The 23,794-nt window shown below is 68.6% G+C and carries 24 protein-coding genes; 8 read left to right on the top strand and 16 right to left on the bottom strand.

Going from position 1 to position 23,794, the window contains the following annotated elements:
- The first annotated feature begins 52 nt into the window (after nt 1–52).
- Both JNUCC0626_RS42260 and JNUCC0626_RS42255 read left to right on the top strand, forming a co-directional pair.
- Nucleotides 53–1,156, top strand: coding sequence for an epoxide hydrolase family protein (locus JNUCC0626_RS42260; RefSeq protein ID WP_394616237.1), 1,104 nt, complete (start codon nt 53–55; stop codon nt 1,154–1,156).
- Nucleotides 1,153–2,244 carry a winged helix DNA-binding domain-containing protein gene (locus JNUCC0626_RS42255; RefSeq protein WP_394616236.1) on the top strand — a complete coding sequence of 364 codons (1,092 nt, stop codon included), beginning with the start codon at nt 1,153–1,155 and terminating at the stop codon, nt 2,242–2,244. The genes JNUCC0626_RS42260 and JNUCC0626_RS42255 overlap by 4 nt, the downstream gene beginning before the upstream one ends.
- Here the strand turns inward: JNUCC0626_RS42255 and JNUCC0626_RS42250 are convergent.
- The gene (locus JNUCC0626_RS42250; RefSeq protein WP_394616235.1) at nt 2,241–3,128 is read right to left on the bottom strand and encodes a LysR family transcriptional regulator; all 888 of its coding nucleotides are present in this window, start codon (nt 3,126–3,128) and stop codon (nt 2,241–2,243) included. The genes JNUCC0626_RS42255 and JNUCC0626_RS42250 overlap by 4 nt on opposite strands.
- A 73-nt stretch (nt 3,129–3,201) precedes the next feature.
- On the opposite strand from JNUCC0626_RS42250, the gene JNUCC0626_RS42245 reads away from it, so the two are divergent.
- A complete protein-coding gene (locus JNUCC0626_RS42245; protein WP_394616234.1) occupies nt 3,202–4,095 on the top strand; it encodes an EamA family transporter in 894 nt (297 codons plus the stop codon).
- On the opposite strand, the gene JNUCC0626_RS42240 is transcribed toward JNUCC0626_RS42245, so the two are convergent.
- Nucleotides 4,019–5,521, bottom strand: a complete 1,503-nt coding sequence (locus JNUCC0626_RS42240) for a cobyric acid synthase (RefSeq protein ID WP_394622219.1) — start codon at nt 5,519–5,521, stop codon at nt 4,019–4,021. The genes JNUCC0626_RS42245 and JNUCC0626_RS42240 overlap by 77 nt on opposite strands.
- Nucleotides 5,522–5,549: 28 nt before the next feature.
- Here JNUCC0626_RS42240 and JNUCC0626_RS42235 point away from each other — a divergent pair, with 28 nt between their 5' ends.
- Nucleotides 5,550–6,230 carry an alpha/beta fold hydrolase gene (locus tag JNUCC0626_RS42235; protein ID WP_394616233.1) on the top strand — a complete coding sequence of 227 codons (681 nt, stop codon included), beginning with the start codon at nt 5,550–5,552 and terminating at the stop codon, nt 6,228–6,230.
- On the opposite strand, the gene map is transcribed toward JNUCC0626_RS42235, so the two are convergent.
- The 7 genes from map to dxr form a co-directional block, all read right to left on the bottom strand.
- Nucleotides 6,217–7,074, bottom strand: coding sequence for a type I methionyl aminopeptidase (map, locus tag JNUCC0626_RS42230; protein ID WP_394616232.1), 858 nt, complete (start codon nt 7,072–7,074; stop codon nt 6,217–6,219). The genes JNUCC0626_RS42235 and map overlap by 14 nt on opposite strands.
- Nucleotides 7,075–7,084: 10 nt before the next feature.
- On the bottom strand, nt 7,085–7,213 hold the full coding sequence (locus tag JNUCC0626_RS42225; RefSeq protein WP_394616231.1) for a hypothetical protein: 129 nt from the start codon (nt 7,211–7,213) through the stop codon (nt 7,085–7,087).
- Nucleotides 7,213–9,003, bottom strand: coding sequence for a penicillin-binding transpeptidase domain-containing protein (locus JNUCC0626_RS42220; RefSeq protein WP_394616230.1), 1,791 nt, complete (start codon nt 9,001–9,003; stop codon nt 7,213–7,215). Before JNUCC0626_RS42220 ends, JNUCC0626_RS42225 begins: the two co-directional genes overlap by 1 nt.
- An 18-nt stretch (nt 9,004–9,021) precedes the next feature.
- Nucleotides 9,022–9,873: a GNAT family N-acetyltransferase gene (locus JNUCC0626_RS42215; RefSeq protein WP_394616229.1), complete on the bottom strand. Its 852-nt coding sequence runs from the start codon at nt 9,871–9,873 to the stop codon at nt 9,022–9,024.
- A 481-nt stretch (nt 9,874–10,354) separates the two neighbouring features.
- Complete coding sequence (gene ispG, locus JNUCC0626_RS42210) at nt 10,355–11,485, bottom strand: flavodoxin-dependent (E)-4-hydroxy-3-methylbut-2-enyl-diphosphate synthase (RefSeq protein ID WP_189154492.1); 1,131 nt, start codon at nt 11,483–11,485, stop codon at nt 10,355–10,357.
- A gap of 50 nt (nt 11,486–11,535) precedes the next feature.
- A complete protein-coding gene (locus tag JNUCC0626_RS42205; protein WP_394616228.1) occupies nt 11,536–12,747 on the bottom strand; it encodes a M50 family metallopeptidase in 1,212 nt (403 codons plus the stop codon).
- Nucleotides 12,748–12,754: 7 nt separating this feature from the next.
- Nucleotides 12,755–13,885: a 1-deoxy-D-xylulose-5-phosphate reductoisomerase gene (gene dxr / locus JNUCC0626_RS42200; protein ID WP_394616227.1), complete on the bottom strand. Its 1,131-nt coding sequence runs from the start codon at nt 13,883–13,885 to the stop codon at nt 12,755–12,757.
- A 136-nt stretch (nt 13,886–14,021) separates the two neighbouring features.
- On the opposite strand from dxr, the gene JNUCC0626_RS42195 reads away from it, so the two are divergent.
- Nucleotides 14,022–14,288, top strand: coding sequence for a GlsB/YeaQ/YmgE family stress response membrane protein (locus tag JNUCC0626_RS42195; RefSeq protein WP_394616226.1), 267 nt, complete (start codon nt 14,022–14,024; stop codon nt 14,286–14,288).
- 60 nt (nt 14,289–14,348) lie between these two features.
- Here JNUCC0626_RS42195 and JNUCC0626_RS42190 read toward each other — a convergent pair whose 3' ends face one another.
- The 4 genes from JNUCC0626_RS42190 to JNUCC0626_RS42175 all read right to left on the bottom strand — a co-directional run bounded on the left by JNUCC0626_RS42190 (nt 14,349) and on the right by JNUCC0626_RS42175 (nt 18,318).
- Complete coding sequence (locus tag JNUCC0626_RS42190) at nt 14,349–14,999, bottom strand: response regulator (RefSeq protein ID WP_285638736.1); 651 nt, start codon at nt 14,997–14,999, stop codon at nt 14,349–14,351.
- Nucleotides 14,996–16,600: a sensor histidine kinase gene (locus JNUCC0626_RS42185; protein WP_394616225.1), complete on the bottom strand. Its 1,605-nt coding sequence runs from the start codon at nt 16,598–16,600 to the stop codon at nt 14,996–14,998. Before JNUCC0626_RS42185 ends, JNUCC0626_RS42190 begins: the two co-directional genes overlap by 4 nt.
- Before the next feature lie 72 nt (nt 16,601–16,672).
- On the bottom strand, nt 16,673–17,482 hold the full coding sequence (locus JNUCC0626_RS42180; RefSeq protein ID WP_394616224.1) for an ABC transporter permease: 810 nt from the start codon (nt 17,480–17,482) through the stop codon (nt 16,673–16,675).
- A complete protein-coding gene (locus JNUCC0626_RS42175; RefSeq protein ID WP_394616223.1) occupies nt 17,479–18,318 on the bottom strand; it encodes an ABC transporter permease in 840 nt (279 codons plus the stop codon). The genes JNUCC0626_RS42180 and JNUCC0626_RS42175 overlap by 4 nt, the downstream gene beginning before the upstream one ends.
- A 44-nt stretch (nt 18,319–18,362) precedes the next feature.
- Between JNUCC0626_RS42175 and JNUCC0626_RS42170 the strand changes: the two genes are divergently transcribed.
- Both JNUCC0626_RS42170 and JNUCC0626_RS42165 read left to right on the top strand, forming a co-directional pair.
- On the top strand, nt 18,363–18,902 hold the full coding sequence (locus JNUCC0626_RS42170; RefSeq protein ID WP_394616222.1) for a TetR/AcrR family transcriptional regulator: 540 nt from the start codon (nt 18,363–18,365) through the stop codon (nt 18,900–18,902).
- On the top strand, nt 18,877–19,989 hold the full coding sequence (locus tag JNUCC0626_RS42165) for a cytochrome P450 (protein WP_394616221.1): 1,113 nt from the start codon (nt 18,877–18,879) through the stop codon (nt 19,987–19,989). The genes JNUCC0626_RS42170 and JNUCC0626_RS42165 overlap by 26 nt, the downstream gene beginning before the upstream one ends.
- On the opposite strand, the gene JNUCC0626_RS42160 is transcribed toward JNUCC0626_RS42165, so the two are convergent.
- Both JNUCC0626_RS42160 and JNUCC0626_RS42155 read right to left on the bottom strand, forming a co-directional pair.
- Complete coding sequence (locus JNUCC0626_RS42160) at nt 19,976–21,106, bottom strand: polyamine ABC transporter substrate-binding protein (RefSeq protein ID WP_394616220.1); 1,131 nt, start codon at nt 21,104–21,106, stop codon at nt 19,976–19,978. The two genes, JNUCC0626_RS42165 and JNUCC0626_RS42160, sit on opposite strands and share 14 nt — an antisense overlap.
- Nucleotides 21,099–22,238 carry an ABC transporter ATP-binding protein gene (locus JNUCC0626_RS42155; protein ID WP_394616219.1) on the bottom strand — a complete coding sequence of 380 codons (1,140 nt, stop codon included), beginning with the start codon at nt 22,236–22,238 and terminating at the stop codon, nt 21,099–21,101. The genes JNUCC0626_RS42160 and JNUCC0626_RS42155 overlap by 8 nt, the downstream gene beginning before the upstream one ends.
- A gap of 321 nt (nt 22,239–22,559) precedes the next feature.
- On the opposite strand from JNUCC0626_RS42155, the gene JNUCC0626_RS42150 reads away from it, so the two are divergent.
- Nucleotides 22,560–22,817: a DUF2631 domain-containing protein gene (locus tag JNUCC0626_RS42150; protein ID WP_394616218.1), complete on the top strand. Its 258-nt coding sequence runs from the start codon at nt 22,560–22,562 to the stop codon at nt 22,815–22,817.
- On the opposite strand, the gene JNUCC0626_RS42145 is transcribed toward JNUCC0626_RS42150, so the two are convergent.
- Nucleotides 22,814–23,713 carry an NADP-dependent oxidoreductase gene (locus JNUCC0626_RS42145; protein WP_394616217.1) on the bottom strand — a complete coding sequence of 300 codons (900 nt, stop codon included), beginning with the start codon at nt 23,711–23,713 and terminating at the stop codon, nt 22,814–22,816. The genes JNUCC0626_RS42150 and JNUCC0626_RS42145 overlap by 4 nt on opposite strands.
- Nucleotides 23,714–23,794: the final 81 nt, after the last annotated feature.

The following is a 23,794-nucleotide window of genomic DNA, read 5'->3' as shown; positions in this document are numbered from 1 at the left end:
CACGGACGAACGCGGACCGAAACCGTCCGCATGAGCTCATAGCGTGGGGGCCATGGAGATCACGCCGTTCCGCATCGAGATCCCGCAGGCCGAGGTCGACGACCTTCGTGCCCGCCTGGCGAACGCGCGGTGGCCCGAGGACGACCTGCCGGGCGTCGGCTGGTCGTACGGCATCCCGCTGAGCTACCTGCGCCCGTTGGCCGACTACTGGCGAGACGGGTTCGACTGGCGGGCGCAGGAAGAACGGCTGAACTCCTACCCGCAGTTCACAACGGAGATCAGCGGGCAGCGCATCCACTTCCTGCACGTCCGCTCGCAGAACCCGGACGCCACGCCGTTGCTGCTGATCCACGGCTGGCCGGGCTCGTTCGTCGAGTTCCTCAACGTCATCGAGCCGCTGTCCGAGGACTTCCACCTCGTCATCCCGTCGATCCCCGGCTTCGGCTTCTCGGGTCACACGAAGAAGCCCGGCTGGAACGTCCTGCGCGTCTCGTGGGCGTTCGCGAAGCTCATGGAGGGCCTCGGCTACGACCGCTACGGCACGCAGGGCGGCGACTGGGGTTCGGGCATCGCGCAGGAGATCGGCCGGGTGTTCCCGGAGCAGGTCATCGGCGTGCACGTGAACATGCTGCAGACGTTCCGGCCGCAGGGCGTCAACGACCTGAGCGACGAGGAACTGCGCGCGCTGGAATCGCTCGACCACTACCAGAAGGAACTCTCCGGCTACATGCACCTGCAACGCAGCCGGCCGCGCACGCTGTCCTACGCGCTCACCGACAGCCCCGTCGGGCAGCTCGCGTGGATCGCGGAGAAGTTCCACGACTGGACCGACAACGAGGGCGCGCCCGAGGACGCGGTGGACCGCGACCAGATGCTGACCAACGTGTCGATCTACTGGTTCACCGGCACGGCGGGCTCGTCGGCGGCGTTGTACAAGGAGCAGTCGGCGAACTGGGGCAACCAGCAGCCGTCGACGGTGCCGACCGGCGTCGCGGTCTTCCCGCACGACCTGAGCCTGCCGGTGCGATCGCTCGCGGAGAAGATGATCCCGACGATCGTGCACTGGACCGAGTTCGACCGCGGCGGTCACTTCGCCGCGATGGAGGAGCCGGACCTGCTGGTCCAAGACATCAGGAAGTTCTTCAAATCGCTGTGAGCACAACACTCTCGAACCGCACCCTCAACCGCACGCTGCTCGCGCGGCAGTTGTTGCTGGAGCGGACGTCCATGCCGATCGTGGACGCCGTCGAACACCTCGGCGGCCTCCAGGCCCAGGCCCCCATCCCTCCGTACCTCGCCCTGTGGACACGGCTCAAGCCGTACAAGGTCGACGCGCTGAGCAAGCTGATCATCGACCGCTCGCTGGTGCGGATGACGTTGTGGCGCGGCACCTTGCACCTCATCTCCGCCAACGACGTGTACTTGATGCGCACGGCGTTGCAGCCGGAGCTGAACAAGTGGGCGAAGATCGTGATGCCGCCCGCCACCCGCGTCGAGATCGACCTGGAGAAGCTGGCGCGCATCACCCGCGAGTACATCGACGCCGAACCGCGCACGGTCGCGGAGATCGGCGCGCACCTCGAGGAGCACTTCCCCGAGGCCAAGGCGCGCGAGATGTCCACGCAGGCGCAGATGCTGGTGCCGATGATCCAGGTGCCGCCGCGCGGGATCTGGGGCGTGGGCGGGGTGCCGCAGAACGTCGCGATGGCGTCGTGGCTCGGGCGTGAGCTGCCCTCGGAAGCGGCCGTGCCGGAGCTGATCAAGCGGTACCTGCGGGCGTTTGGACCGGCGACCCTCGCGGACATGCAGGCGTGGTCGCGGCTCATCGGGTTGAAGGCCCACGCGGCTGATCTCGACCTCGTGGAGTACAAGAACGAGGCCGGCAAGGTGCTGCTGGACGTGCCGGACGGCCTGATCGTGTCCGAGGACGCGCCGGCGCCCGCCCGGCTGCTGCCCGCGTTCGACAACGTCCTGCTCGGGCACGCGGACCGGCAGCGGATCATGAGCGAGGACGCCCGGTCGCGGTGGGGGGCGGTGCGCAACGGCGTGTTCCCGCCGACGTTCCTCGTGGACGGGTTCCTGCGTGGCACCTGGAACGTCGTGGAGAACAAGGACTCGGCGACGTTGACGATCGAGCCCTACGTGAAGACCACGAAGAAGGACATGGCCGGGGTGATCCGCGAGGCCAAGGCGGTGCTGAAGGTGATGTCGCCGAAGAAGCCGCACGTGATCATCGCGCCCTAACGGCTCCTGATCACGTCCAACGTCGCCGTGATGGCGGGCCTGCGCGAGGCCTGGGTCCGCCACACCGCGTACAGCCGGCGGGTGGGAGTGGGCCGCAGCGGCACGATCTTCACGTTGCCCGGCACCTCTCCCCTGCCGAGCCGCGGGATCAGCGCGACGCCGATTCCCTTGGTCAGCAACGCCATCTGCGTGTGGTACTCGCTGATCCGGTACGCCACCACTGGTTCGATGCCCGCGCCGTGGAACGTCCGCTCCAGCCAGTCGAAGCAGATCGACCCCTCGACCTGGCAGATCCAGCGTTCCCCGGCGAGGTCGATCGGTTCGAGGAACTCCTTGCGCGACAACGGGTTCGACTCGGGCACCAGCACCTCGGCCACGTCCTCGCCGATGAACTCGCGGGACAGCGATTCCGGCACCGGCAACGGCGTGTTGGCCCAGTCGTGCACGATCGCCAGATCCAACTCGCCGCGTGCGACGGCCTCGGTGGCGTAGGGCGGGTCGATCTCCGTGAGGCGCACGTCCAGCGCCGGGTGCTGCTCGCCGAGGCTCACCAGGACGTCCGGCAGCAGACCGCGCGAGGCCGTGGCGAACGCGCCGATGCAGAGCCGGCCGATCGCGGTGCCGCGTTGTTCCTCCAGCGCGACCTCGGCCTCCTCGACGAGCTTCAGCACCTGGTCCGCGGTCTCGGCGAGCAGGCGGGCGGCGTCGGTGAGGCGGACGCCCCTGCCGTTGCGTTCCAGCAGCGTGGTGCGGGTCTCGCGTTCGAGCTTGGCGATCTGCTGCGAGACCGCGGACGGGGTGTAGCCGAGCACTTCGGCGGCGGCGCCGACCGTGCCGTGGGTCGCGATGGCGTGCAGTGCCTTCAGCCTGCCGAGGTCGAGCATGTAGCGATGCTAAACCCATCACCTTAGAAAGCGGAACTGGTGCTAAATAGTTAGCGCGCGCAAGCTTGACCGCATGAGTCCACGTCACGTCCTGCTCGCTGTGCTGGTGGCCGCCATCTGGGGCTTCAACTTCGTGGTGCTCAAGGTCGGTCTCGACGAGTTCCCGCCGATCCTGTTCTCGGCCCTGCGGTTCCTCGCCGCCGCCGTGCCCGCGATCTTCTTCGTCGGACGGCCTTCGGTGCCGTGGCGCTGGATCATCGCGGTCGGACTGGTGCTCGGCGTGGCGAAGTTCAGCTTCCTGTTCATCGGCCTGAAGGTGGGGATGCCGGCGGGCCTGGGCTCGTTGGTGCTGCAGAGCCAGGTGATCTTCACGACCGCGATCGCGGCGGTCGTGCTGCACGAGCGGCCGAAGTCCGTGCAGGTCGCCGGGATCGCGCTGGCGATCGCGGGCATCGGCCTGATCGCGTGGGACTACGGGGCCTCGTCGCCGTTGCTCGGCTTCGCGCTGGTGATCCTGGCGGCGGCGTGCTGGGGCGTGTCGAACGTGCTCATGCGCTACGCGAGGCCGACCGACACGCTGCGGTTCATGGTGTGGGTGAGCGCCGTGGCGGTGGTGCCGCTGTTCGCGCTGTCGGCGTTGACCGAGGACATGAGCGCGCTCGGCCGCCTCGACTGGTCCGGCGTCGCCACCGTCGGGTACGTCGCGTGGATCTCGACGCTGCTCGGGTTCGGCATCTGGGGATTCCTGCTGCGCCAGTACGAGTCGTCGGTCGTGGCGCCGTTCTCGTTGCTGGTGCCGGTGTTCGGGATGTTCTCGGCCTGGGCGATCCTCGGCGAGCAGATGAGCGCGGTGCAGCTCGGGGCCGGTGGGCTCGTGCTGGCCGGGCTCGCTATTCCGCAGCTGCTGGGGCGCCGGGCGGCACGAACGGCAGTCCTGCCGGAGCCCCTCGTTCCAGCAGGTCGATGACGGCCTTCGTGTCGAGGTGATCGGCGACCAGGTCGCCCAGCAGGTCCAGCTGGGCCTCGCGGGCGGCCTGGAAGCTCACGTCGGGCGCCGGTTCGAAGTCCCGGCCCGCGACGGCCGCGGCCCAGCCGACGAACTTGCGGCGGAAGGCGTCGTTCTCCAGCAGGCCGTGCCAGTGCGTGCCGACGATCCGGTCGGTCTGCGCTCCCTCGTCGCCGATCACCGGGCGTTCGGTGCTGCGCACGACCTGGCCGTGGTGGATCTCGTAGCCGGTGACGGGCTCGCCCCAGGCCTCTCCTTCCGGAGTGGCGAGGGTTTTCTTCGAGTTGAAGCGGATGTCGACGTCGAGCAGGCCGAGGCCTGCTGTGCTGCCCTGTTTGGACTCCACGTCGTCCTCGATGCGCTTCGCCAGCATCTGGAAGCCGCCGCAGATGCCGAGGATCGGGCCGTCGAAGCGCTGGATCGCTTGTGCCAGGCCGGTTTCGCGCAGCCACGCGAGGTCGTCGACGGTCGCCTTCGAGCCCGGGAGCACGACCAGGTCGGCGTCCTCGAGGCGGGACGGCTCCGTCACGAACCGCACGGACACACCGGGTTCGCAGGCGAGCGCCTCGACGTCGGTGGCGTTCGAGATGCGCGGCAGGCGGATCACGGCGACCCGCAGCCAGTCCCTGATCGGCGGTCGCGGCCTGCCCACGACGCCGTCCGCGTTGTAGGACAACGAGTCCTCGGCATCGAGCCACAACTCCTCGCGCCACGGCAGCACGCCGAGCACCGGACGACCCGTGAGTTGTTCGATCTGCTTGAGGCCTGGTTCGAGGAGTCTGGCGTCCCCGCGGAACTTGTTGACCACGAAGCCGGAGATCAACGCCTGGTCGGCCGCGTCGAGCACCGCGACCGTGCCGAAGAGGTGCGCGAACACCCCGCCGCGGTCGATGTCCCCGATGACCAGCGTGGGCAGGTTCGCTCTGGTGGCCAGACCCATGTTCGCGATGTCGTTGGGGCGCAGGTTGATCTCGGCCGGCGAGCCCGCGCCCTCGCAGATCACGACCTCGTGGTCGCGCCGCAAACCATCCAAAGTGGACAGGACCGTGTCGAGCAGCTTCTGCTTGCGTTCCCGGTAGCTCATCGCCGACACGGTGCCGACCGCCTGGCCGAGCACCACGACCTGGGACGTGCGGTCGCTGCCGGGCTTGAGCAGCACGGGGTTGAAGCGCACGCTCGGCTCCTTGAACGCCGCCCGCGCCTGAAGGGCCTGCGCGCGCCCGATCTCGCCGCCGTCGAGTGTGACGAACGAGTTGTTCGACATGTTCTGGGCCTTGAACGGCACGACGTCGACGCCCTGGCGTGCCAAGAAGCGGCACAGACCGGCGACCAGGACGCTCTTGCCCGCGTCCGAGGTCGTCCCACAGATCAACATCGCGCCTCGCATGGACGCCAATGCTGCCATCATCACCCCCATGGTCTCCGTCGTGCTCATGCACAGCCCGTTTCTCGGCCCTTCGAGCATGCGCCCGCTAGCCGACGAACTGGCCTCCGACGGCGCGACCGTCCTGCTCGTCGACCTGCAGATGACGATCAACGAGGCACCCGTGCACCAGCGCCTGATCGGCGCGTTCGCCGACGCCCTGGAGGACTCCGGCGTCGAGGGACCGCTCGTGCTCGTCGGCCACAGCGGCGCGGGCCCGTTGCTGCCGGGCTTCGCGGACGCGCTGGAACTCGACGTGGCGGGCCTGGTGTTCCTCGACTCCGACCTGCCGACGCCGGGGCTCGCCTGGCGCGAGACCGTCGATCCGGTGCTGGTGCGCCAGGTCAAGGCGTCGGTGCGGGACGGCCGCCTGCCGCGCTGGGACCGCTGGTTCGACTCGGATCCGCTGCGCCTGGTGCCCGCCGAGCTGCGTGAGGAGATGCGCGACGAGGCACCCGAGGTGCCCTGGGAGTTCATGAAGGAGCAGCGCCCGAGCGTCGAGTGGACCGGGGCGTGCGGGTACGTGCTGCTGTCGCCGTTCTACGAGGAGGCCGCCGCCCGCGCCGAGTCGCTGGGCTGGCCGGTCGAGCGCGTCGAGTCGCATCACCTGGCGGCCGCGACGTCGCCCTCGACGGTCGCGGCCGCACTGCGGTCCGTCATCAACAGACTGTGAGGATCTCCGAGCCCGTCTCGGTCACGACGATGGTGTGCTCGAACTGCGCGGTCCAGCGCTTGTCCTTGGTGGTGACGGTCCAGTTGTCGTCCCACATCTCGCCCTCGTAGTCCCCGAGGGTGATCATCGGCTCGATCGTGAACGTCATGCCGGGCTCCAGCACGGTCTTCACCGACGGCTCGTCGTAGTGCAGCACCACGAGCCCGCTGTGGAACGTGCGGCCGATGCCGTGCCCCGTGAAGTCGCGCACCACGCCGTAGCCGAACCGCTTGGCGTACGCCTCGATGACGCGGCCGACGACGTTGAGCTCACGGCCGGGCTTCACGGCCTTGATGGCGCGCATGGTCGCCTCGTGGGTGCGCTCGACGAGGAGCTTGGCCTCCTCGGAGACGTTGCCCGCGAAGAACGTCGCGTTCGTGTCGCCGTGCACGCCGCCGATGAACGCCGTCACGTCGATGTTCACGATGTCGCCGTCCTCGACGACCGTGCTGTCCGGGATGCCGTGGCAGATGACCTCGTTGAGCGAGGTGCAGCACGACTTCGGGAAGCCCCGGTAGCCGAGTGTCGACGGGTAGGCGCCGTTGTCGCACAGGAACTCGTGCGCGACCGCGTCGATCTCGTCCGTCGTCACGCCGGGGACGACGACCTTGCCGGCCTCCTGCAACGCCTGGGCGGCGAGGCGGCCGGCGACGCGCATGGCCTCGATGATCTCGGGCGTCTGCACCCACGGGTCGGTGCTCTTCTGCGGCGCGGGCCTGTCCACGTACTCGGGACGCACGATGCGCGAGGGCACCTGACGACGCGGGGATTGCACACCGGGTTGCAGAGGAGCACGAACAGCCATGAGCTCCACATTAGCCTTGCAGTCGGTCCGCGCTCTGAACCTGGTCCTCCGCCCGCGGCTCCGGCAGCCGCGGCGCGGGTAGCAGCACGCCCGCCCGGATCAGGCGCTCGCGCAACGTCAACTCCTTGGTCTTGCTCATCACGGCACCGCCTTGAGGAACCTCGCCGCCACGTCCACGGCTGGAGTCGAAGTTTCTCCGCTGAGCACCAAAGTCGCGAACGCCAGATCGCCTCGGTAGCCCATGAACCACCCGTGTGAGTGCACGCCGTCACCGAACTGTGCGGTACCAGTCTTGCCGCGCACGTCACCGAACGGCTTGAGTTGCGGTGCAGTGCCCGCCTCGACGACCTCGCGCATCATGGCGCGCACCGGATCCAGGACCGCCGCGGCAGGTGCGGTGGGCTGTTTGTCTGCTTTGGTCTCCTTGCCCCGCACCAGTTGTGGCATCGGCATGGAGCCCTTGGCGATGGACGCCGACACCAGCGCCATGCCGAACGGCGACGCCAGCACCTTGCCCTGACCGAACGCGTCCTCTGCCCGTTCCACCACGTCGGTGGCGGGCGGCACGGAGCCGGTGATCGTGGTGAGGCCGGGGATGTCGAAGTCGACGCCGAGGCCGAGCGACAGGGCGGCGCTGGGCAGCAGGTCCGGCGGCATGTCGACGGCGAGCTGGGCGAAGGTCGTGTTGCAGGAGAACGCGAACGCCGAGTGCAGCGGGATGGTGCCCTTGTCGAACTCGTTGGAGTTGGGCACGATCCGGCGGCCGTCGATGGTGGTCTTGCCGGGGCACGGCAGCGGGGTGTCGGCGTTGACCTTGCCGGACTGGAGCGCGGCGAGCGCCGAGACGGCCTTCATCGTGGAGCCCGGCGGGAAGCGACCCGTCAGCGCGAGGGCGCCCTGGGCGTCGGCCGGGTCGTTCTGCGCCACGGCCAGGATGTCGCCGGTGGACGGCTGGATCGCCACCAGGATCGTGGGCAGCTTCTCGGGTTCGACGGCGTCCTCGGCGGCGGCCTGGACGATCCGGGACAGCGCGACGTTGACGGCCTTCGCGGGTTCGGCGGCCTTCGAGTGCAGTTCCTCGACCTCGCTGCCCTGCGCGTCGACGGTGCTGACGCGGAAGCCCGCGTTGCCCGCGATGTCGTTCTCCATCAGCTTGCGGACGGCGGGCAGCACCTGGGAGCCGAAGTTGCGGCTGGGCGCGAGCAACGACGTCTGCGAGCTGAACCGCACGCCGGGCAGTTCGTAGATCTTCGGCTTCACCGACTGGTAGTCGGCGTCGCGCAACGCGGCCACCTGGTAGGCCTGCCCCTCCGGCGTCTTGCCCACGCCGTCGGTGATGGTCTGCTGGGTGATGGCCTGGTCGAGCGGGTTCAGCGCGTCGGCGAGCGCCTTGGTGACGGTTCCGAGGTCACCGGCCTCCTTCGCGACCAGCAGCACCGACACGACGCGTTCGGGGGCGAGCAACGGCGTGCCGTCGCGGTCCAGCACCGGCGCGGGGTCGGGTGTGAGCTCGGTGAGCTTGATGGTCTGCTGAGGCGCGAGCTTCGGGTGCGCCACCGACGACGCCCAGTGCACCTTCCACGTGTCGCCTTCCTGGCGCACGTCGAACTTGGTCGGGTACGTCCAGTGGCGGTTCTTGCCGAGGTTCCAGTCGAGCGTGACCGAGGCCTCCGACGCCAGCTCGCCGTTCTTGCGGATCTGGTCGACCTTGCTGCTCAACCCCTCCGGCTTGAGCGCACCCCGGAACTTCTCGAGGGTCTCCTTGGCGTCGTTCGGGTTGTCGGTCATCCCGGCGGCACCGGCCACGTCACCGGACGCGAGCTTCGCCAGGAAGTCGTTGGTGATCTCCGGAGGCCCGGGCTCCGACTTGAACAGCCCACAGCCGCTCACCGTCACCAGCAGAACCGTGATCGTCGCGAGAAGGCGCACTCGCGCGAGTATGCCCGTTCAGAAGAGGACAGTGGCGTATTGCCCGACTTGTTCGAAACCGATTCGGCGGTACGCGGCCTGCGCCACGTGGTTGTAGCCGTTGACGTAAAGGCTCGCCGTCCTGTTCAGCACCCGCGTCAGCCGGTCCGCCACCGCCGCCGTGCCCGCCGTGCCGATGCCCTCGCCCCGCCGGTCAGGCCGCACCCAGACCCCCTGGATCTGCCCGACCTTGGACGACATGGCCCCGATCTCGGCCTTGAACACGACCTCACCGTGCTCGAACCGCGCGAACGCCCGCCCGGCCGCGATGAGCTCGCTGACCCGAGCCCGGTAGCCCGCGCCGCCGTCCTCACCGCACGGGTCGATGCCGACCTCCTCGATGAACATCGAGATGGCGGCGGGCAGGTACCGCCCGATCTCGCTGGGCCGAACCTGCCGGACCAACGGGTCCGGGGTGATCTTCGGCGTGCCCGAGATGGCCATCAACGGCTGGTCGCCGCGCACCTCACGCGCCGGTCCCCAGTCCGGTTGGAGCTCGTCCCACAACGTCAGCACCTGCTCGGCCGGCCCCACCAGGCTGGAACACATGCGGCCCCTGCGGCGGGCCCGGTCGGCGAACATCCGCATGGCCGCGGCGCTGCCCTTGAGCGGGATCAGGTTGGGACCGGAGAAGCAGAGACCCTCGATCTTGCCGCGGATCGGCTTGGAGTCCGACCCCCACATCTCGCCGCCCAGACGCCACGGGTCGAGGCCGGCGACTTCGACCCTGGCCGCGACCATGCACGCCGCCACGGGGTCGGCGTCGAACACCCCGCGCACGTCGATCAGGTCGCGTTCGTCGAGAACGCGCGCTCCGGCCAGCCTCAGCACGTCACCTAGCGTGCCAGATGAAACGTCCCGGTGACATCAGCCAACAGTGCGCCTGTGCCCAGACACACGGTGATCATCGCGTTCGCGCACGTCTCCGGAGGGCTGGGACGGGTGACCACGGCATCGCACGGTAGGGGTATGCGCGGGCGGCGGGGATGCGCGGCGGTGGGGTGTGCTGGCGGCGAGGGCGTGCTGGCGGCGGAGTGCGGATTCACGGCGAGACGGCGGCACACGGTGGCGGTCACGTGCGAGCGGTCACGTGCGGGTGGTGGTGCCGTGCGGAACGCACGGCAAGCGGCGGCGCGCAGGGCGCGGCCTCTGCTCTCCACACACAGAGTGCGCCACACACACGCCACACACACGGCGCACGCCGCACATGATGCCCTCCGCCCACGGCGCCCGGCCCTAGCGACGCCACGCCCAAACACGCCTGAGGGCCGCCCCCGCGAAGCGGAGACGGCCCTCAGATGTTCGATGTGGATCAGCCGACGGTGACGGCCGGGGACTCGCCCTCGACCGGCTCCATCTCCTCGGCGAGGCGCATGGCCTCCTCGATCAGCGTCTCCACGATCGCGTGCTCCGGCACGGTCTTGATGACCTTGCCCTTCACGAAGATCTGCCCCTTGCCATTGCCGGAGGCAACACCCAGATCGGCCTCGCGAGCCTCACCAGGCCCGTTGACGACGCAGCCCATGACGGCGACGCGCAGCGGCACCTCCATGCCCTCCAGACCGGCCGTGACCTGCTCGGCGAGCGTGTACACGTCGACCTGGGCGCGGCCGCACGACGGGCAGGAGACGATCTCCAGCTTGCGCGGGCGCAGGTTCAGGGACTGCAGGATCTGGTGGCCGACCTTGATCTCCTCGACCGGCGGCGCGGACAACGACACCCGGATGGTGTCGCCGATGCCCTGCCGCAGCAGAGCACCGAAGGCCACGGCCGACTTGATGGTGCCCTGGAAAGCGGGGCCGGCCTCGGTGACGCCCAGGTGCAGCGGGTAGTCGCACTGCTCGGCCAGCAGTTCGTACGCGCGCACCATGACGACCGGGTCGTTGTGCTTGACGGAGATCTTGATGTCGTGGAAGTCGTGCTCGGCGAAGAGCGACGCCTCCCACATGGCCGACTCGGCCAGCGCCTCGGGCGTGGCCTTGCCGTACTTGGCGAGCAGGCGCGGGTCCAGCGAACCCGCGTTGACGCCGATGCGGATCGGCGTGCCGTGATCGCGGGCGGCGGCCGCGATCTCCTTCACCTGGTCGTCGAACTTGCGGATGTTGCCAGGGTTCACCCGGACTGCGGCACAACCAGCCTCGATGGCGGCGAAGACGTACTTCGGCTGGAAGTGGATGTCGGCGATCACCGGGATCTGGGACTTGCGGGCGATCGCCGGCAGCGCGTCCGCGTCGTCCTGCGAGGGGCAGGCGACGCGGACGATGTCGCAGCCGGCCGCGGTGAGTTCCGCGATCTGCTGCAACGTCGCGTTGACGTCCGACGTGAGCGTCGTCGTCATCGACTGGACGGAGACAGGGAACTCGCTGCCGACACCGACGTTGCCGACCATCAACTGCCTGGTCTTGCGTCGTTCCGACAGCACCGGCGGCGGCAGTGCCGGCATTCCGAGCATCACGCCGTCACTCATGGGTTGTGCACCTTTCCGTGGATCACTTATTGCAACCTGATCGGGTTGACGATGTCGGCGGTCACGGTCAGCAGCGTGATGGCGCCGCCGATGAAGATGACCACGTAGGTGAGGGGCAGCAGACGCATGTAGTTGACCGGGGCTCCGGCGGGCTTCCCGCGCAGCTTCCTCATCCAGTCTCGCACCCGTTCGTAGAGGTTGACGGCGATGTGACCACCGTCAAGCGGGAGCAACGGCAGGAGGTTGAACACACCGACGAAGAAGTTCAGGCCCGCGAGCATAAGGATGAAGAACGCCCACAGGCCGCGTTCGGCCGCGTCACCACCCAGCCGTGAAGCACCGACCACTGAGATGGGCGTGTCCAGGTCTCGCTCTCCGCCACCGATGGCCTTCACCACGGCCGGGATGCGCTCCGGGAAGCGCATGAGGCCCTTCCAGGTGTTCACGAACATGTCGCCGGTGAACGCGATGGACGCCGGGACCGCGGCGAGCGGGCTGTACTCGAAGTTCTGCTTCCAGGTGACGCCGATGGCGCCCACTTCCTTGACCTCGCGGCCGCCCTTGCCGTCGAGCACCTCGCGGGTGACCTGCGGCACGTTCACCGTGAGCGCGAGTTCCTTGCCGTCGCGCAGCACCTTGAACTCGGTCGGGCCCTTCAGGCTCTGCGTGGCCTTGATCATCTCCGTCCACGTGGCGATCGGCTTTCCGGCGATCGCGACGACCTCGTCACCGGGCTGGATGCCCGCGTCCTTGGCCGGAGCGGGGGCGCCGGGCTGACACGGCGCGGTGAGGCCGACCGTGTGGTTCTGCACGCAGGGCGTGACCTCGGCGAGAACGGGCAGTTCCTTGTTGTTCGGCAGGCCGAGCGACATCGCGAGGAACAGCAGGATGATGAAGCCGAGGATGAAGTGCGTGATCGACCCGGCGGACAGCACGACGACGCGCTTCCACACCTTCTGGTTGTAGAAGGCGCGCTTGCGGTCGTCCGGATGCACCTCGTCGAGGGCCGTCATGCCGGTGATCTCGCAGAAACCACCGGCCGGGATCGCCTTCAGGCCGTACTCGGTCTCGCCCTTGCGGAACGAGAAGAGCTTCGGGCCGAAGCCGATGAAGTAGCGGGTGACCTTCATGCCGAAGGCCTTCGCGGTCAGCAGGTGCCCGAACTCGTGCAACGCGATTGACACCGCGATGCCGAACGCGAACAACAGCACCCCGAGGATGTTGATGAATGTGTTCACGAGAAGTTCAGTTCCTTCCAACCAGCTCGCGGGCACGTGCGCGTGCCCAGTCCTCGGCGGCCATGACCTCCGCGACGTCCGCGGGGTCGTGATGCCATTCGTTCGCCTCGCCGAGAACCTGGCCGATGGTGTCCACGATCGACAGGAACGACGTGTTGCCGGCGACGAAGGAGGCGAGCGCCTCCTCGTTCACGGCGTTGTAGATCGCGGGCGCGCAACCGCCCGCGGTGCCGGCCTGCCGCGCGAGCTCGACCGCTGGGAACGTGACGTCGTCCAGGGGTTCGAAAGTCCACGCGGAGGCGGTGTCAAAGGTACAGGCGGGCGCGGCACCCGCGACGCGCTCGGGCCACCCCAGCCCCAGTGAGATCGGCAGGCGCATGTCCGGAGGCGACGCCTGCGCGAGCGTCGAGCCGTCCGTGAAGGTGACCATCGAGTGAATGATGGACTGAGGGTGCACCACGACGTCGACCCGGTCGTACGGGACCCCGAACAGCAGGTGCGCCTCGATCAGCTCGAGGCCCTTGTTGACGAGGTTCGCCGAGTTGATGGTGACGACCTGGCCCATCGACCACGTCGGGTGCGCCATCGCCTCGGCCATGGTGACCGCTTCGAGCTCTTTGCGCGTTTTGCCGCGAAAAGGCCCGCCGGACGCCGTGAGGACCAGTTTGTGCACCTCGTTCTCGGTGCCACCCCGCAGGCATTGCGCGAGCGCGGAGTGCTCGGAGTCGACCGGCACGATCTGGCCGGGCTTCGCCGCCGCCAGCACGAGCGGTCCGCCCGCGATGAGCGACTCCTTGTTCGCGAGCGCCAGCGTCGCCCCGGTCTCCAGGGCCTTGAGCGACGGCTCGAGCCCCCTGGACCCGTCCATGCCGTTCAGCACGACGTCGGCGGGTGCGGCCTCGATCAGGTCGACCATGCTGGTCAGCGTCCTGACACCGGGCACCTCGGCCCCGTTGGCCACCGCCACGACGGGCACGTCGAACTCGGCCGCCTGCTGCTTGAGCAGGTCCAGCTGACGTCCGCCCGCGCCGAGCCCGACGACCTGGAAGCGGTCGCGGTTGCGCCGGATGACGTCGAGCGCTTGGGTCCCGACCGAGCCGGTCGACCCCAGGATCAGGACAGTGCGTGGAGTACTCATCGCCCCTCATTGTTCCGGAGAGTGCCTGAGAGCCTCGGCACAGCCCGTTACTTTGATAACGGACCGGTTTTGGAGGTGTGAAGTCACCAGTTCGAGGGCATTCCAGCGTCGTCAAGTCGTTGGAAGGAGACTCTCCGTGGGCATCCTCGGATGGATCGTGCTCGGCCTGCTGGCCGGAGCCATCGCCAAGGCGATCATGCCGGGCAAAGACCCGGGCGGAATCATCATCACGATGCTGATCGGCATCGTGGGCGCGATCCTGGGCGGATTCATCGGATCCGCGCTCTTCGGGACCGATCTCGGGTCGTTCTTCGAGATCCGGACGTGGATCCTGGCGATCGTCGGATCGTTGATCCTGCTGGGCATCTACCGACTGGTGACCGGCAGGCGAAGCCACGCTTAGCCGCCAGAGACGTTTGAGGCCGTTCGGGGGACACCCGAACGGCCTTTCTTTTGTCTTGACTCAGTTCGCGATGCCCGCGTCCCTGGCCATCAGCGCGGCCTGCACCCGGTTCGTCAGCCCCAGCTTGGCCAGCAGCCGCGACACGTAGGTCTTCACCGTCGCCTCTGACATGTGCAGCTTCGCGCCGATGTCCGCGTTCGACATCCCCTGCCCGAGCAGCGCCAGCACCTCGACCTCGCGGTCGGTCAGCCCCTCGACGGCCTTCTGCGCCTCCTGCCGCTTCGGCTGCCCGGAGGTCGCCACCATGCCGACCACGCGTGACGTGACCATCGGCGAGAGGTACGCCTCGCCGTTGTTGACCGCCCGCACGGCCCTCAACAGCTCCTCGGGCGCCGAGTCCTTCAGCAGGAACCCCGCGGCGCCGTCGGACAGCGCGCGCACGATGTTGTCGTCCTCGCCGAACGTCGTCAGCATCACGACGCGCACGGAGGGCGCGACGACCCGGAGTTCCTTGGCACACGCCAGGCCGTCCATGCGGGGCATGCGGATGTCGAGCACCGCCACGTCCACCCGGCGCTCGCGCACGATCTGCAGCGCCTCGCGGCCGTCACCGGCCTCCGCCACGAGTTCGATGTCGTCGGCGGTGCCGAGGATGGCCTTGATGCCGGCCCGCATCAACGGCTCGTCGTCGGCGATGAGCACCCGGATCATTGACCTGTCCTCTGCACGTGGATCTTCTTCTCGACCAGCTTGCCGTCTCGGAAGCAGAAACGCACCACCCGTGTGCCCTTCGCGAGGTACGACTGCTCGTCGGTGATGTGGTAGACGCACCGGGCCCCGGAAGGCTCCGGCGACGCCTGCGACTTGCGTTCGCCGTCGGCGACCAGGGGTTCGTCGCCCTCCGGCAGGAGTTTCAGGACGTCGGACTCGGACTGGCCGACCTCGATGCGGTCGAGGGCGTCCTGCGAGACGACCTGGGTCACCGGTTGCGAGCCGAGGTAGGTGAAGCCGCCGATGATCACGGCCAGCACCAGGGACGCGCCCGCGATCGAACCGACGCCCGCCCACTTGCGCAAGGCACCCGGCGCCTCGGTCTCGTCCTGCTCGTCCTCGGGCTCGTCGGGCAGCGGCGTCTCCTCGTACGGCAGCACGGCCGCGATCCGGAAGCCACCGGACGGCAACGCGCCGACGTGCAGGATTCCGCCTGCCACCCGCACGCGTTCGGTGAGGCCGATGAGCCCCACGCCCGGTGTGCCGACGGTGGAACCGTTGCGCGACGGGTTGTTGCGCACCTCCACCACCAACGCATCCGGTTCGTACTTCACCGTCACCTGCACGGCGGCACCCGGCGCGTGCTTCGCGGCGTTGGTCAAACCCTCCTGTGCGACGCGATAGGCGGCGTGAGAGACACGAGACGGCAACGGGTGTGCTTGTCCGCCGCGCACCAGACTGACCAGAACACCGGCCTTGCGCGCGTCGCTCACCAACGAGTCGATGGACTCCGCTGTGCGTGTCGCGGGGTCGTCGTCGGGGCCGTCCTCGGACCGCAACACCCCGATGATCGCCCGCAGCTCGCCCATGCCGGTCAACGCGGCCGAGCGCAGCACCCCGATCGCCTCGCGCTGCTTCTCCCCGAGCGACGGATCGAGCGCCAACGCCCCGGCGTGCACCGAGATCAACGAAAGCCGGTGGCCGAGGCTGTCGTGCATGTCCTGGGCGATGCGGCTGCGTTCGCGCAACCGCACCTGCCGCGACAGCAGCTTGTGCTCGCCGCGCATGCGTTCCTCGCGGTCCTGCATCGCCTGCACCAACGCCTCGCGCTGCGCGAGATAACGCCCGACGAGGAACGGCAGCGCCACGCCCACACCGAAGATCGTGATGAGGATGAGCATCCCGTAGGCGGGGTCGATGTCGAGCGGCTGCGCGCCCCAGTCCCACATCAGCGCCACGACGACGAACGTGAGCGCGGCCGAGACGATCGCCCTGCCCCACGACTCGATCCGGCGGCCGGCCGTGTAGCTCAGCACGACCATGATCGCGGGCCCGAGCACCGGGATCGCCGCTCCGCCGATCATGGCCGTCGCCGGGAACAGGTGCCGCAGGGGCAGCAGCACGACGTAGATGGCGAAGACCCCGACGAACGCCCAGCCTGAGAACTTCGCCTCGGCCCACGGTCCCGGCCACACGTCCAGCAGGATCGCGGCGACCACGACGAGCAGGTCGCCGATGAGCCGCACCGGGGTCAGGCCGCGGAGCCGGGCCAGGGTGTCGGCTCGGAACGCCTCCGCCCTCGCCCGCACAGCAGTAATCACGCTGCCAAGTTACGAGACGCCCCAGGTCTCGCGCGGCACGCTGGAGTATCGAATCCGCGCGACGAAAGTTGACTACCCAGCCAGCTTCGCGGTTGATCCGGCCTTCCTCGCACGCCAGGACGCGAACACCACGCCGATGATCAAAAGCAGGGCCGTAGCCGTCACCATCAACGTCGACAGCGCCACGATCTCCGGCGAGATCCCGCGCTTCGACGCCTGCGCGTAGACGAACACCGGCAACGTCGTGGAGCCGACCCCGGTCAGGTAGGACGAGATCACCACGTCGTCGAACGACAGCAGGAACGCGAACGCCGCCCCCGCCGCCACCGCGGGTGCGACCAACGGCAGCGTCACGGTCCGGAACGCCACGAACGGCGACGCCCCGAGGTCGGCGGCGGCCTCCTCCATCCGGGCGTCCATTCCGGACACCCGCGACCGCACCACCACGACCACGAAGCTCAGCGAGAACGCCACGTGCGCGAACAGCAACGCCCCGAACCCCAGCGGAATCCCGGCGAGCTTCACGAAGAACCCCAGCATCGCCACGCCCATGACGACCTCGGGCACCACCAAAGGCAACGACAACAACACCGTCCACAGCCCACGGCCGGGGAACGCCCGCCTCAGCCCGAAGGCCGCCAACGTGCCGATGACCGTCGAGATCAACGCCGACGCCAACGCCAGTTGCAACGTCAGCTGAAGAGACGCGAACACGCGCGTGTCGTCCGCCAACTCCGAGTACCACTGCAACGAGAAACCGCTGATGCGCGACAACGACCGCGACGAGTTGAACGACGCGATGGCGAGCCACGCGATCGGTGCGTACAAGAACAGGAACACCAGCGCCACCACGGCACCGAGTGCCCACGGACGACGGTTCACAGCACGTCCTCCCCACGGCGTCCGCGCAGCACGAGCACCGCCACCACCAACACGAGCAGCAGCACCGCCATCGCCGACCCCAACGGCCAGTTGTTGCCGCCGCGGAACTGGTCGTCGATCACCGACCCGAACGTCGACTGCTCCACCCCGCCGAGCAGCTTCGGCGTCACGAAGTCACCCGCCGCCGGCACCAGGACCAGCAACGACCCGGCCAGCACGCCGCTCATCACGCCCGGCAGCACCACCCGGAAGAACGTCGACACCCGCCCGTGCCCGAGGTCGTAGGACGCCTCCATCAGCCGCACGTCGAACCGTTCGCACGCCACGTACAGCGGCAGCACCATGAACGGCAGGAACCCGTACGTCAGGCCGAGAATCACAGCGCCGTCGGTGAGCAGGAAGCCGCCGTCGCGGTCCAGGCCGACCCAGCCGAGCACGGTGTTCGCGAGCCCTTCGCCGTCCAGCAACGCCTTCCACGCGTAGATCCGCGCGAGGTAGCTCGACCAGAACGGGATCAGCACGGCCGCGAGCAACGCCGTCCGCCACCGGCCGCCGTGCCGCGCGATGAACCACGCCAACGGGAAGCCGAGCAGCAGACAGGCCACCGTCGTCGCGCCCGCGTACAGCAGCGTCCGCCCGAAGATCGGCAGGAACGCCGGGTCGAGGGCCGTCCGGTAGGCGTCGATCGTCCACGGCAGCACGGCGCGCGCGACACCGGTGTCCCGCGTGGCGATGCTGAACTCGACGACCACGACCAGTGGCGCGATGAGGAAGAACCCCAGCCAGACCCCGGTGGGGACGAGCAGGGCGTTGGCCTTCAGCCAGCGTCGGAGCACGAGCGCACATCCTAGGACCTGAACATCCGTGTACCGTTGTGAACATGAGTGTTCACCTGCTCCAGACGGCGACGTCTGTGCTGCTCAAGGACCCGACCGCGTCGCTCGGCGACGTCGCGCGGGCAGCCGGTGTCGGCAGGACCACACTCCACAAGCGCTTCCCGACCCGCACGGACCTGGTCCGCGCGGTCGCGAACGACGCGCTCGACCTGATCGACTCGGTGGCCTGCCAGGTGGACTTCGACCGCGACAACGCGATCGAGGACCTCATCACGCGCCTGGTCGCGCTCGGCCCGCGAGTGGAGTTCCTGCTCCGCTTCCCCGGCCTCGAACGCGACGCGGAGCTGCGGACCCGCATCGAGGCGATGGACGAGCCCGTGCTCGACCTGATCACCCGGCTGCAGGGCACGAAACTGCGCCGCGACCTGCCCGCGTGGTGGATCCTGCACACCCTCTACGCCGGGCTCTTCAACGCCTGGGAAGCGATCAGCTACGGCCGTCTCGCGCCGCTGGACGCTCCCCGGTTCGTGCTCACCACGGTGTTCGAGGGGGTAGCAAGTGCTGGAGCAACTGACCGGACATGAAGACCCGCACCCGATCTATGAACGGCTACGCGCGCACGGCCCGCTGACGCGTTCCGGCGGCCTATGGGTGACGACTAGCCACACGCTGAGCAACAAGATCCTGCGCGACCGCCGGTTCGGCGTCCGCTTCTCCGACGGCAGCTACCCGGTTAACGGCGGGCTGCTGCCCGAGTCGTTCCTGGAGCTCGACCCGCCGGACCACACCAGGTTGCGCCGGATCGCCGCGCCGGCGTTCAGCCCGAAGAAGATCGACGAGTACCGCACGCGCGTCGAGAAGGTCGCGGAATCGTTGCTGGACAAGGACGAGTTCGACCTCATCACGGACTTCGCGGCGCCGTTGCCGATCTCGGTGATCAGCGACCTGCTGGGCATCCCGGACGCGGACACCGCCGAGTTCGCCGACTACGGCGCGCTCGTCGCCGCGTCGTTCGACAGCGGGGTCACGGCGGAGATGGCCAACGCCAACGACCAGGTGCTCGCGCTGTTCGACCGCCTGATCACGCAACGCCGCAGGACCCCCGGTGACGACGTGATCAGCTCGTTGGTCGCGGCCGAGGCGGAGCAGAAGCTCACCCCGGAGGAGATGCTCGGCACGCTGGTGTTGTTGCTGGTCGCGGGCTTCGAGACGACGGTGAACCTGATCGGCAACGGCACGCGCGCGCTGCTCGATCATCCGGCGCAGTGGAAGCTCTTCAAGGCCAACCCGGAACTCGCGTCCGCCGTGGTCGAGGAGACGCTCCGGTGGGCGCCGCCGGTGCAGCTGACCAGCCGGATCGCGCACGAGGACGTCGATCAGATCGGCAAGGACGAGATGGTCACGTTGCTGCTCGGCGCCGCGAACCGCGACCCCGAGGTGTACCCGGAAGCGCACAAGTTCGACGTCATGCGCGTGCACAGGCCGGAGCACCTCGCGTTCTCCAGCGGCATCCACTACTGCCTGGGCGCCACGCTCGCGCGCATGGAGGGCGAGGTGGCGTTCCGCGCGCTGGCGAGGAAGATGCCCGACCTGCGGCAGACGGGCATGCTCCGGTTCCGCGACTCCGTGGTGATCCGCGGCATCAAGCACTTCCCGGTCAGCCGGTCTTGACCTTCGTCCAGGCGTCCGCGTAGAGCGCTTCGGCGTCGCCGCCGAGGTCCTTGGTGAACGGGAGCTTCGCGAGCTGCTCGTCCGATGGGTAGACCACCGGGTTGGTCAGCAGTTCCTTGTCTATCAAGGGTTTCGCGGCGGCGTTGGCGCTGCCGTACCGGACGGCGTTGGAGAGCGCCGCACCCGCTTCGGCACCGAGGATGTAGTCGATGAACCGGTGCGCGTTGCCGGCGTGCGGCGCGTCCTTCGGGATGACGAGCAGGTCCACGTAGGACAGTCCGCCCTCGGCCGGGATGGCGTACCCGATGTCGTCGTTGTTGTCCCCGGCCTGGAACGCGTCGCCGGAGTACGACTGGGCGAGCCGCACCTGGCCCGAGGTCAGCGGTTCGATCACGTCCGAGGTGATCTGGCCGAGCTTCTTCTTCAACGACAGCAGGAAGTTCGCGGCGTCGTCGATCTGCTTCGGGTCCGTGGTGTTGGGGTCGTGGCCGAGCTTGAGCAGGCCGATCGCCATGCCGTCGCGGGCCTCGTCCAGGATCGAGCTGCGGCCCTGGGCGTTCGGCAGGTCGAACGCGTCGAAGCTCGTCACCTCGCCGCCGATCTGCGACTTCGAGTACGCGAGCCCCGTGGTGCCCCAGGCCCACGGCACGGAGAACCGGTTGCCGGGGTCGTACTCGGCCTCGACGAACCGCTGTTCGAGGTTGCGCAGGTTCGGGATCGCGTCGTGGTCGAGCGGCTGGAGCAGGCCGGACCGCAGGAACCGCCGCAGGAAGTTGTCCGACGGCACCACCAGGTCGTAGCCCGCCTGGCCGGACGCGATCTTGGCTTCCATCTCGTCGTTGGTGGAGAAGTTGTCGTAGGTGACCTCGACGCCGCTGATCGAGGTGAAGCCCGGCAACGTCTCCGGCGCGATGTAGTCGGTCCAGTTGTAGAAGTTGAGCTTCGGCTCGTCGGTGAGGTTCACGGCCTTGCCCGCGCTCGGGCCGCCGGTGTTCGTCGGCGCCGGGCCGACCGCGCAGGCGGCCAGCGCGAAGAACGCCATCGAACCGAGCATCGTGCGCCGGGTCACCCTAGGGCTGTCGACGTCCCACAGCCGGGCGATCCGCAGCTCACCCATCGCCGGACTCCAGCAGCACGGTGAACTCGGGGTCCCACGCCATCCGCACGGTCTGGCCGGGCGCGCCCGCGTCGTCGATGCGCTGGGCGTTCTGCACGAACGCCGACAGCACGCCACCAGGTGTCTCGACCACGAACTGCGTGGAAACGCCGGTGTAGACGACGTCCTGGACGACACCTTGCAGCACGCACCAGCCCGTCGGCGGCTCGGCGGTCTCGTTGAACAGGTGCACCTTCTCCGGGCGCACGGTCGCGGCGACCTTCTTGCCGTGCGCGACGCTGCCGGAGAACTTCGCCCGCAGGTTCGTCGCGCCGGACGCCTTGAGCGAGACCAGCCCACCGTCCACACCGGACACCTCGGCGTCGAGGATGTTGGACGTGCCGATGAACCCGGCGACGAACCGCGTCGCCGGCCGTTCGTAGACGTCCTCGGGGTAGCCGACCTGCTCGATCTTGCCCGCGTTCATCACGGCGATGCGGTGCGAGAGGACCAGCGCCTCTTCCTGGTCGTGCGTGACGTACAGGAACGTCGTGCCGACCTCGCGTTGGATGCGCATCAGCTCGATCTGCAACTCCTTGCGGAGCTTGGCATCGAGCGCACCCAGCGGTTCGTCGAGCAACAGCAGCTGCGGACCTGCGGCGAGCGCACGGGCGATGGCCACGCGCTGCTGCTGACCACCGCTCAGCTGAGTGGGCCTGCGCTTGGCGAACTGCGACAGCCTGACCAGTTCGAGGTGCTCGCCGACGCGCTTCTTCAGCTCGTCGCCGCGCACCTTCTTGCGCTTGAGGCCGTACGCGACGTTGTCCCACACCGACATGTGCGGGAACAGCGCGTACGACTGGAACACGGTGTTGACGTCCCGCCGGTACGGAGGGACGCCCACCATGTCGTTGCCGTCGAGCTCGATGCGGCCCTCGTCCGGGTCCACGAACCCGGCGATCATGCGCAGGACCGTGGTCTTGCCGCAGCCGGACGGGCCGAGGACGGAGAAGAACTCGCCCTCGTGGACGTTCAACGAGATGCCGTCGACCGCCACCTGGTCGGAGAAGCGCTTGCGCACGCCGTGGAGACCGATCTCGACGGGGGCGAACGTGTCCGGGCTGGAGGCCTCGGCGGGAGAGAAGCCGGTCAAGGGTCGAGGCGCCTTCGCAGAGATCGAACGGGTGGGCCGCGTGGAGCCTAGGCCCTGTCCTGCAAGTCTGTCAGGTGGCAGGCGCGGGTGAGCGACCCGGAGACGGTGCCGCCGCGATGCCCTCATACCGGAGGTATTCGGGCATCGCGGCGGTGCCGTCTCCGGGTCCCTCGGCCGCCACTGCCGCCCGACGGACTTGCAGGACAGGGCCTAAACCCGTCCGACCTCGCTCGTCAGTCGTGCGCGCGCGACCTCACACATCCGCGCGGACCCACATGTGCGACGATGACCTCGTAATCCGGATGAGCAGTGGAGGAAACCGTGGCCACGTCCTCGGAACTGGACAAGCGTCCTGCCGTCGACCCGCACGAGGAGCCGTCGCACGAGTGGGGCTGGCACGGCCAGCTGCCCAAGGGCACGCGCATCGCCGGTTGGCTCTCCGCGATCTTCTGCTTCCTGATGCTGATCGGCAACCACCACGGCCAGACCGAGAACATCTGGCTGATCGCGTCGGGCGTCTCGATCATCGCCCTGCTCGTGTGGGACGCCGCGCGCCGCAAGAAGCCCTGGCGTCGCTAGAGCGTTTCGAGCACGATCTTGCCCTGGGTGCGACCCGTCTCGCCCAGGGCATGCGCTTTTTCGGCCTCTGCCAGCGGGAACGTCTCCGCGACGTGCACCCTGAGCTCCCCGGACTCGACCAGCGCCGTGATCGCCTCCAGGCCCGCGCGGTCGGGTTCGACCAGGATCGGGCTGGTCCTGATGTCGCCGCGGATCGCGCTGTCCACTCCGGACGGCACGCCGACGAACAACCCGCCGGGCCGCACCGGCGCCGGTGACGAACCGCCGACCAGGTCCACGAACAGGTCGATGTCGGTGCCCTCGTAGTCGCCCTTGGTGTAGTCGATCACCTCGTCGGCGCCGAGGTCCTTCAGGAACGCGTGCTTGGGCTCACGCGCGGTGCCGATGACGTGCGCGCCGTGGGCCTTCGCGATCTGCACGGCCAGGTGGCCGACGCCACCCGCTGCGGCCGTGATCAGGACCTTCTGGCCCTTCTGCACGTCAGCGGTGTCGATGAGGATCTGGTGGGCGGTGAGCGCGGCCAACGGCAGCGCGGCCGCCTCGACGTGGGTCAGGCTCTGCGGCTTCTTCGCGAAGTGCCGCGACGGGGCCGTGACGTACTCGGCGTAGGCGCTCGCGGCGCGCGGGAACCACGGCATGCCGTAGACCTCGTCGCCCACCTTGAGGGTCGTGACGCCGAAGCCGACCTCCTCGACCACGCCGGAGACGTCCCAGCCGTTGATGAACGGGAACGTCTGCACGCCCGCCATGCCGCTGCCCGCGCGGGTCTTCCAGTCGACCGGGTTGACGCCCGCCGCGTGCACCCTGACCAGCACCTCCGTCGGCAGTGGGGCAGGCTTCGGGACGTCGGTGAGGGTGATGGGGCCGCCGAACTCGTTCTGGATGATCGCTCGCATGCTTTCAAGCATGAGAGACCAGGTCTCTCACGGCAATTAGGCACTATCTTGTGCACTAGGTACCTGGTAGAAACCATGCTG

Origin of the sequence: Lentzea sp. JNUCC 0626 (assembly GCF_043632865.1) — a bacterium.
Classification (GTDB): Bacteria; Actinomycetota; Actinomycetes; order Mycobacteriales; family Pseudonocardiaceae; genus Lentzea.
This window is presented reverse-complemented; position numbering and strand designations above follow the sequence as displayed.

What these genes read in the sequence shown, in the direction of transcription:
- ispG (WP_189154492.1), bottom strand. Translation starts at nt 11,485, where the DNA reads ATGCCGGCACTGCCGCCGCCGGTGCTGTCGGAACGACGCAAGACCAGG.
- map (WP_394616232.1), bottom strand. Translation starts at nt 7,074, where the DNA reads ATGGCTGTTCGTGCTCCTCTGCAACCCGGTGTGCAATCCCCGCGTCGT.
- JNUCC0626_RS42250 (WP_394616235.1), bottom strand. Translation starts at nt 3,128, where the DNA reads ATGCTCGACCTCGGCAGGCTGAAGGCACTGCACGCCATCGCGACCCAC.
- dxr (WP_394616227.1), bottom strand. Translation starts at nt 13,885, where the DNA reads ATGAGTACTCCACGCACTGTCCTGATCCTGGGGTCGACCGGCTCGGTC.
- JNUCC0626_RS42260 (WP_394616237.1), top strand. Translation starts at nt 53, where the DNA reads ATGGAGATCACGCCGTTCCGCATCGAGATCCCGCAGGCCGAGGTCGAC.
- JNUCC0626_RS42225 (WP_394616231.1), bottom strand. Translation starts at nt 7,213, where the DNA reads ATGAGCAAGACCAAGGAGTTGACGTTGCGCGAGCGCCTGATCCGGGCG.
- JNUCC0626_RS42240 (WP_394622219.1), bottom strand. Translation starts at nt 5,521, where the DNA reads ATGCGAGGCGCGATGTTGATCTGTGGGACGACCTCGGACGCGGGCAAG.
- JNUCC0626_RS42235 (WP_394616233.1), top strand. Translation starts at nt 5,550, where the DNA reads ATGGTCTCCGTCGTGCTCATGCACAGCCCGTTTCTCGGCCCTTCGAGC.
- JNUCC0626_RS42145 (WP_394616217.1), bottom strand. Translation starts at nt 23,713, where the DNA reads ATGCGAGCGATCATCCAGAACGAGTTCGGCGGCCCCATCACCCTCACC.
- JNUCC0626_RS42245 (WP_394616234.1), top strand. Translation starts at nt 3,202, where the DNA reads ATGAGTCCACGTCACGTCCTGCTCGCTGTGCTGGTGGCCGCCATCTGG.
- JNUCC0626_RS42160 (WP_394616220.1), bottom strand. Translation starts at nt 21,106, where the DNA reads ATGGGTGAGCTGCGGATCGCCCGGCTGTGGGACGTCGACAGCCCTAGG.
- JNUCC0626_RS42190 (WP_285638736.1), bottom strand. Translation starts at nt 14,999, where the DNA reads ATGATCCGGGTGCTCATCGCCGACGACGAGCCGTTGATGCGGGCCGGC.
- JNUCC0626_RS42170 (WP_394616222.1), top strand. Translation starts at nt 18,363, where the DNA reads ATGAGTGTTCACCTGCTCCAGACGGCGACGTCTGTGCTGCTCAAGGAC.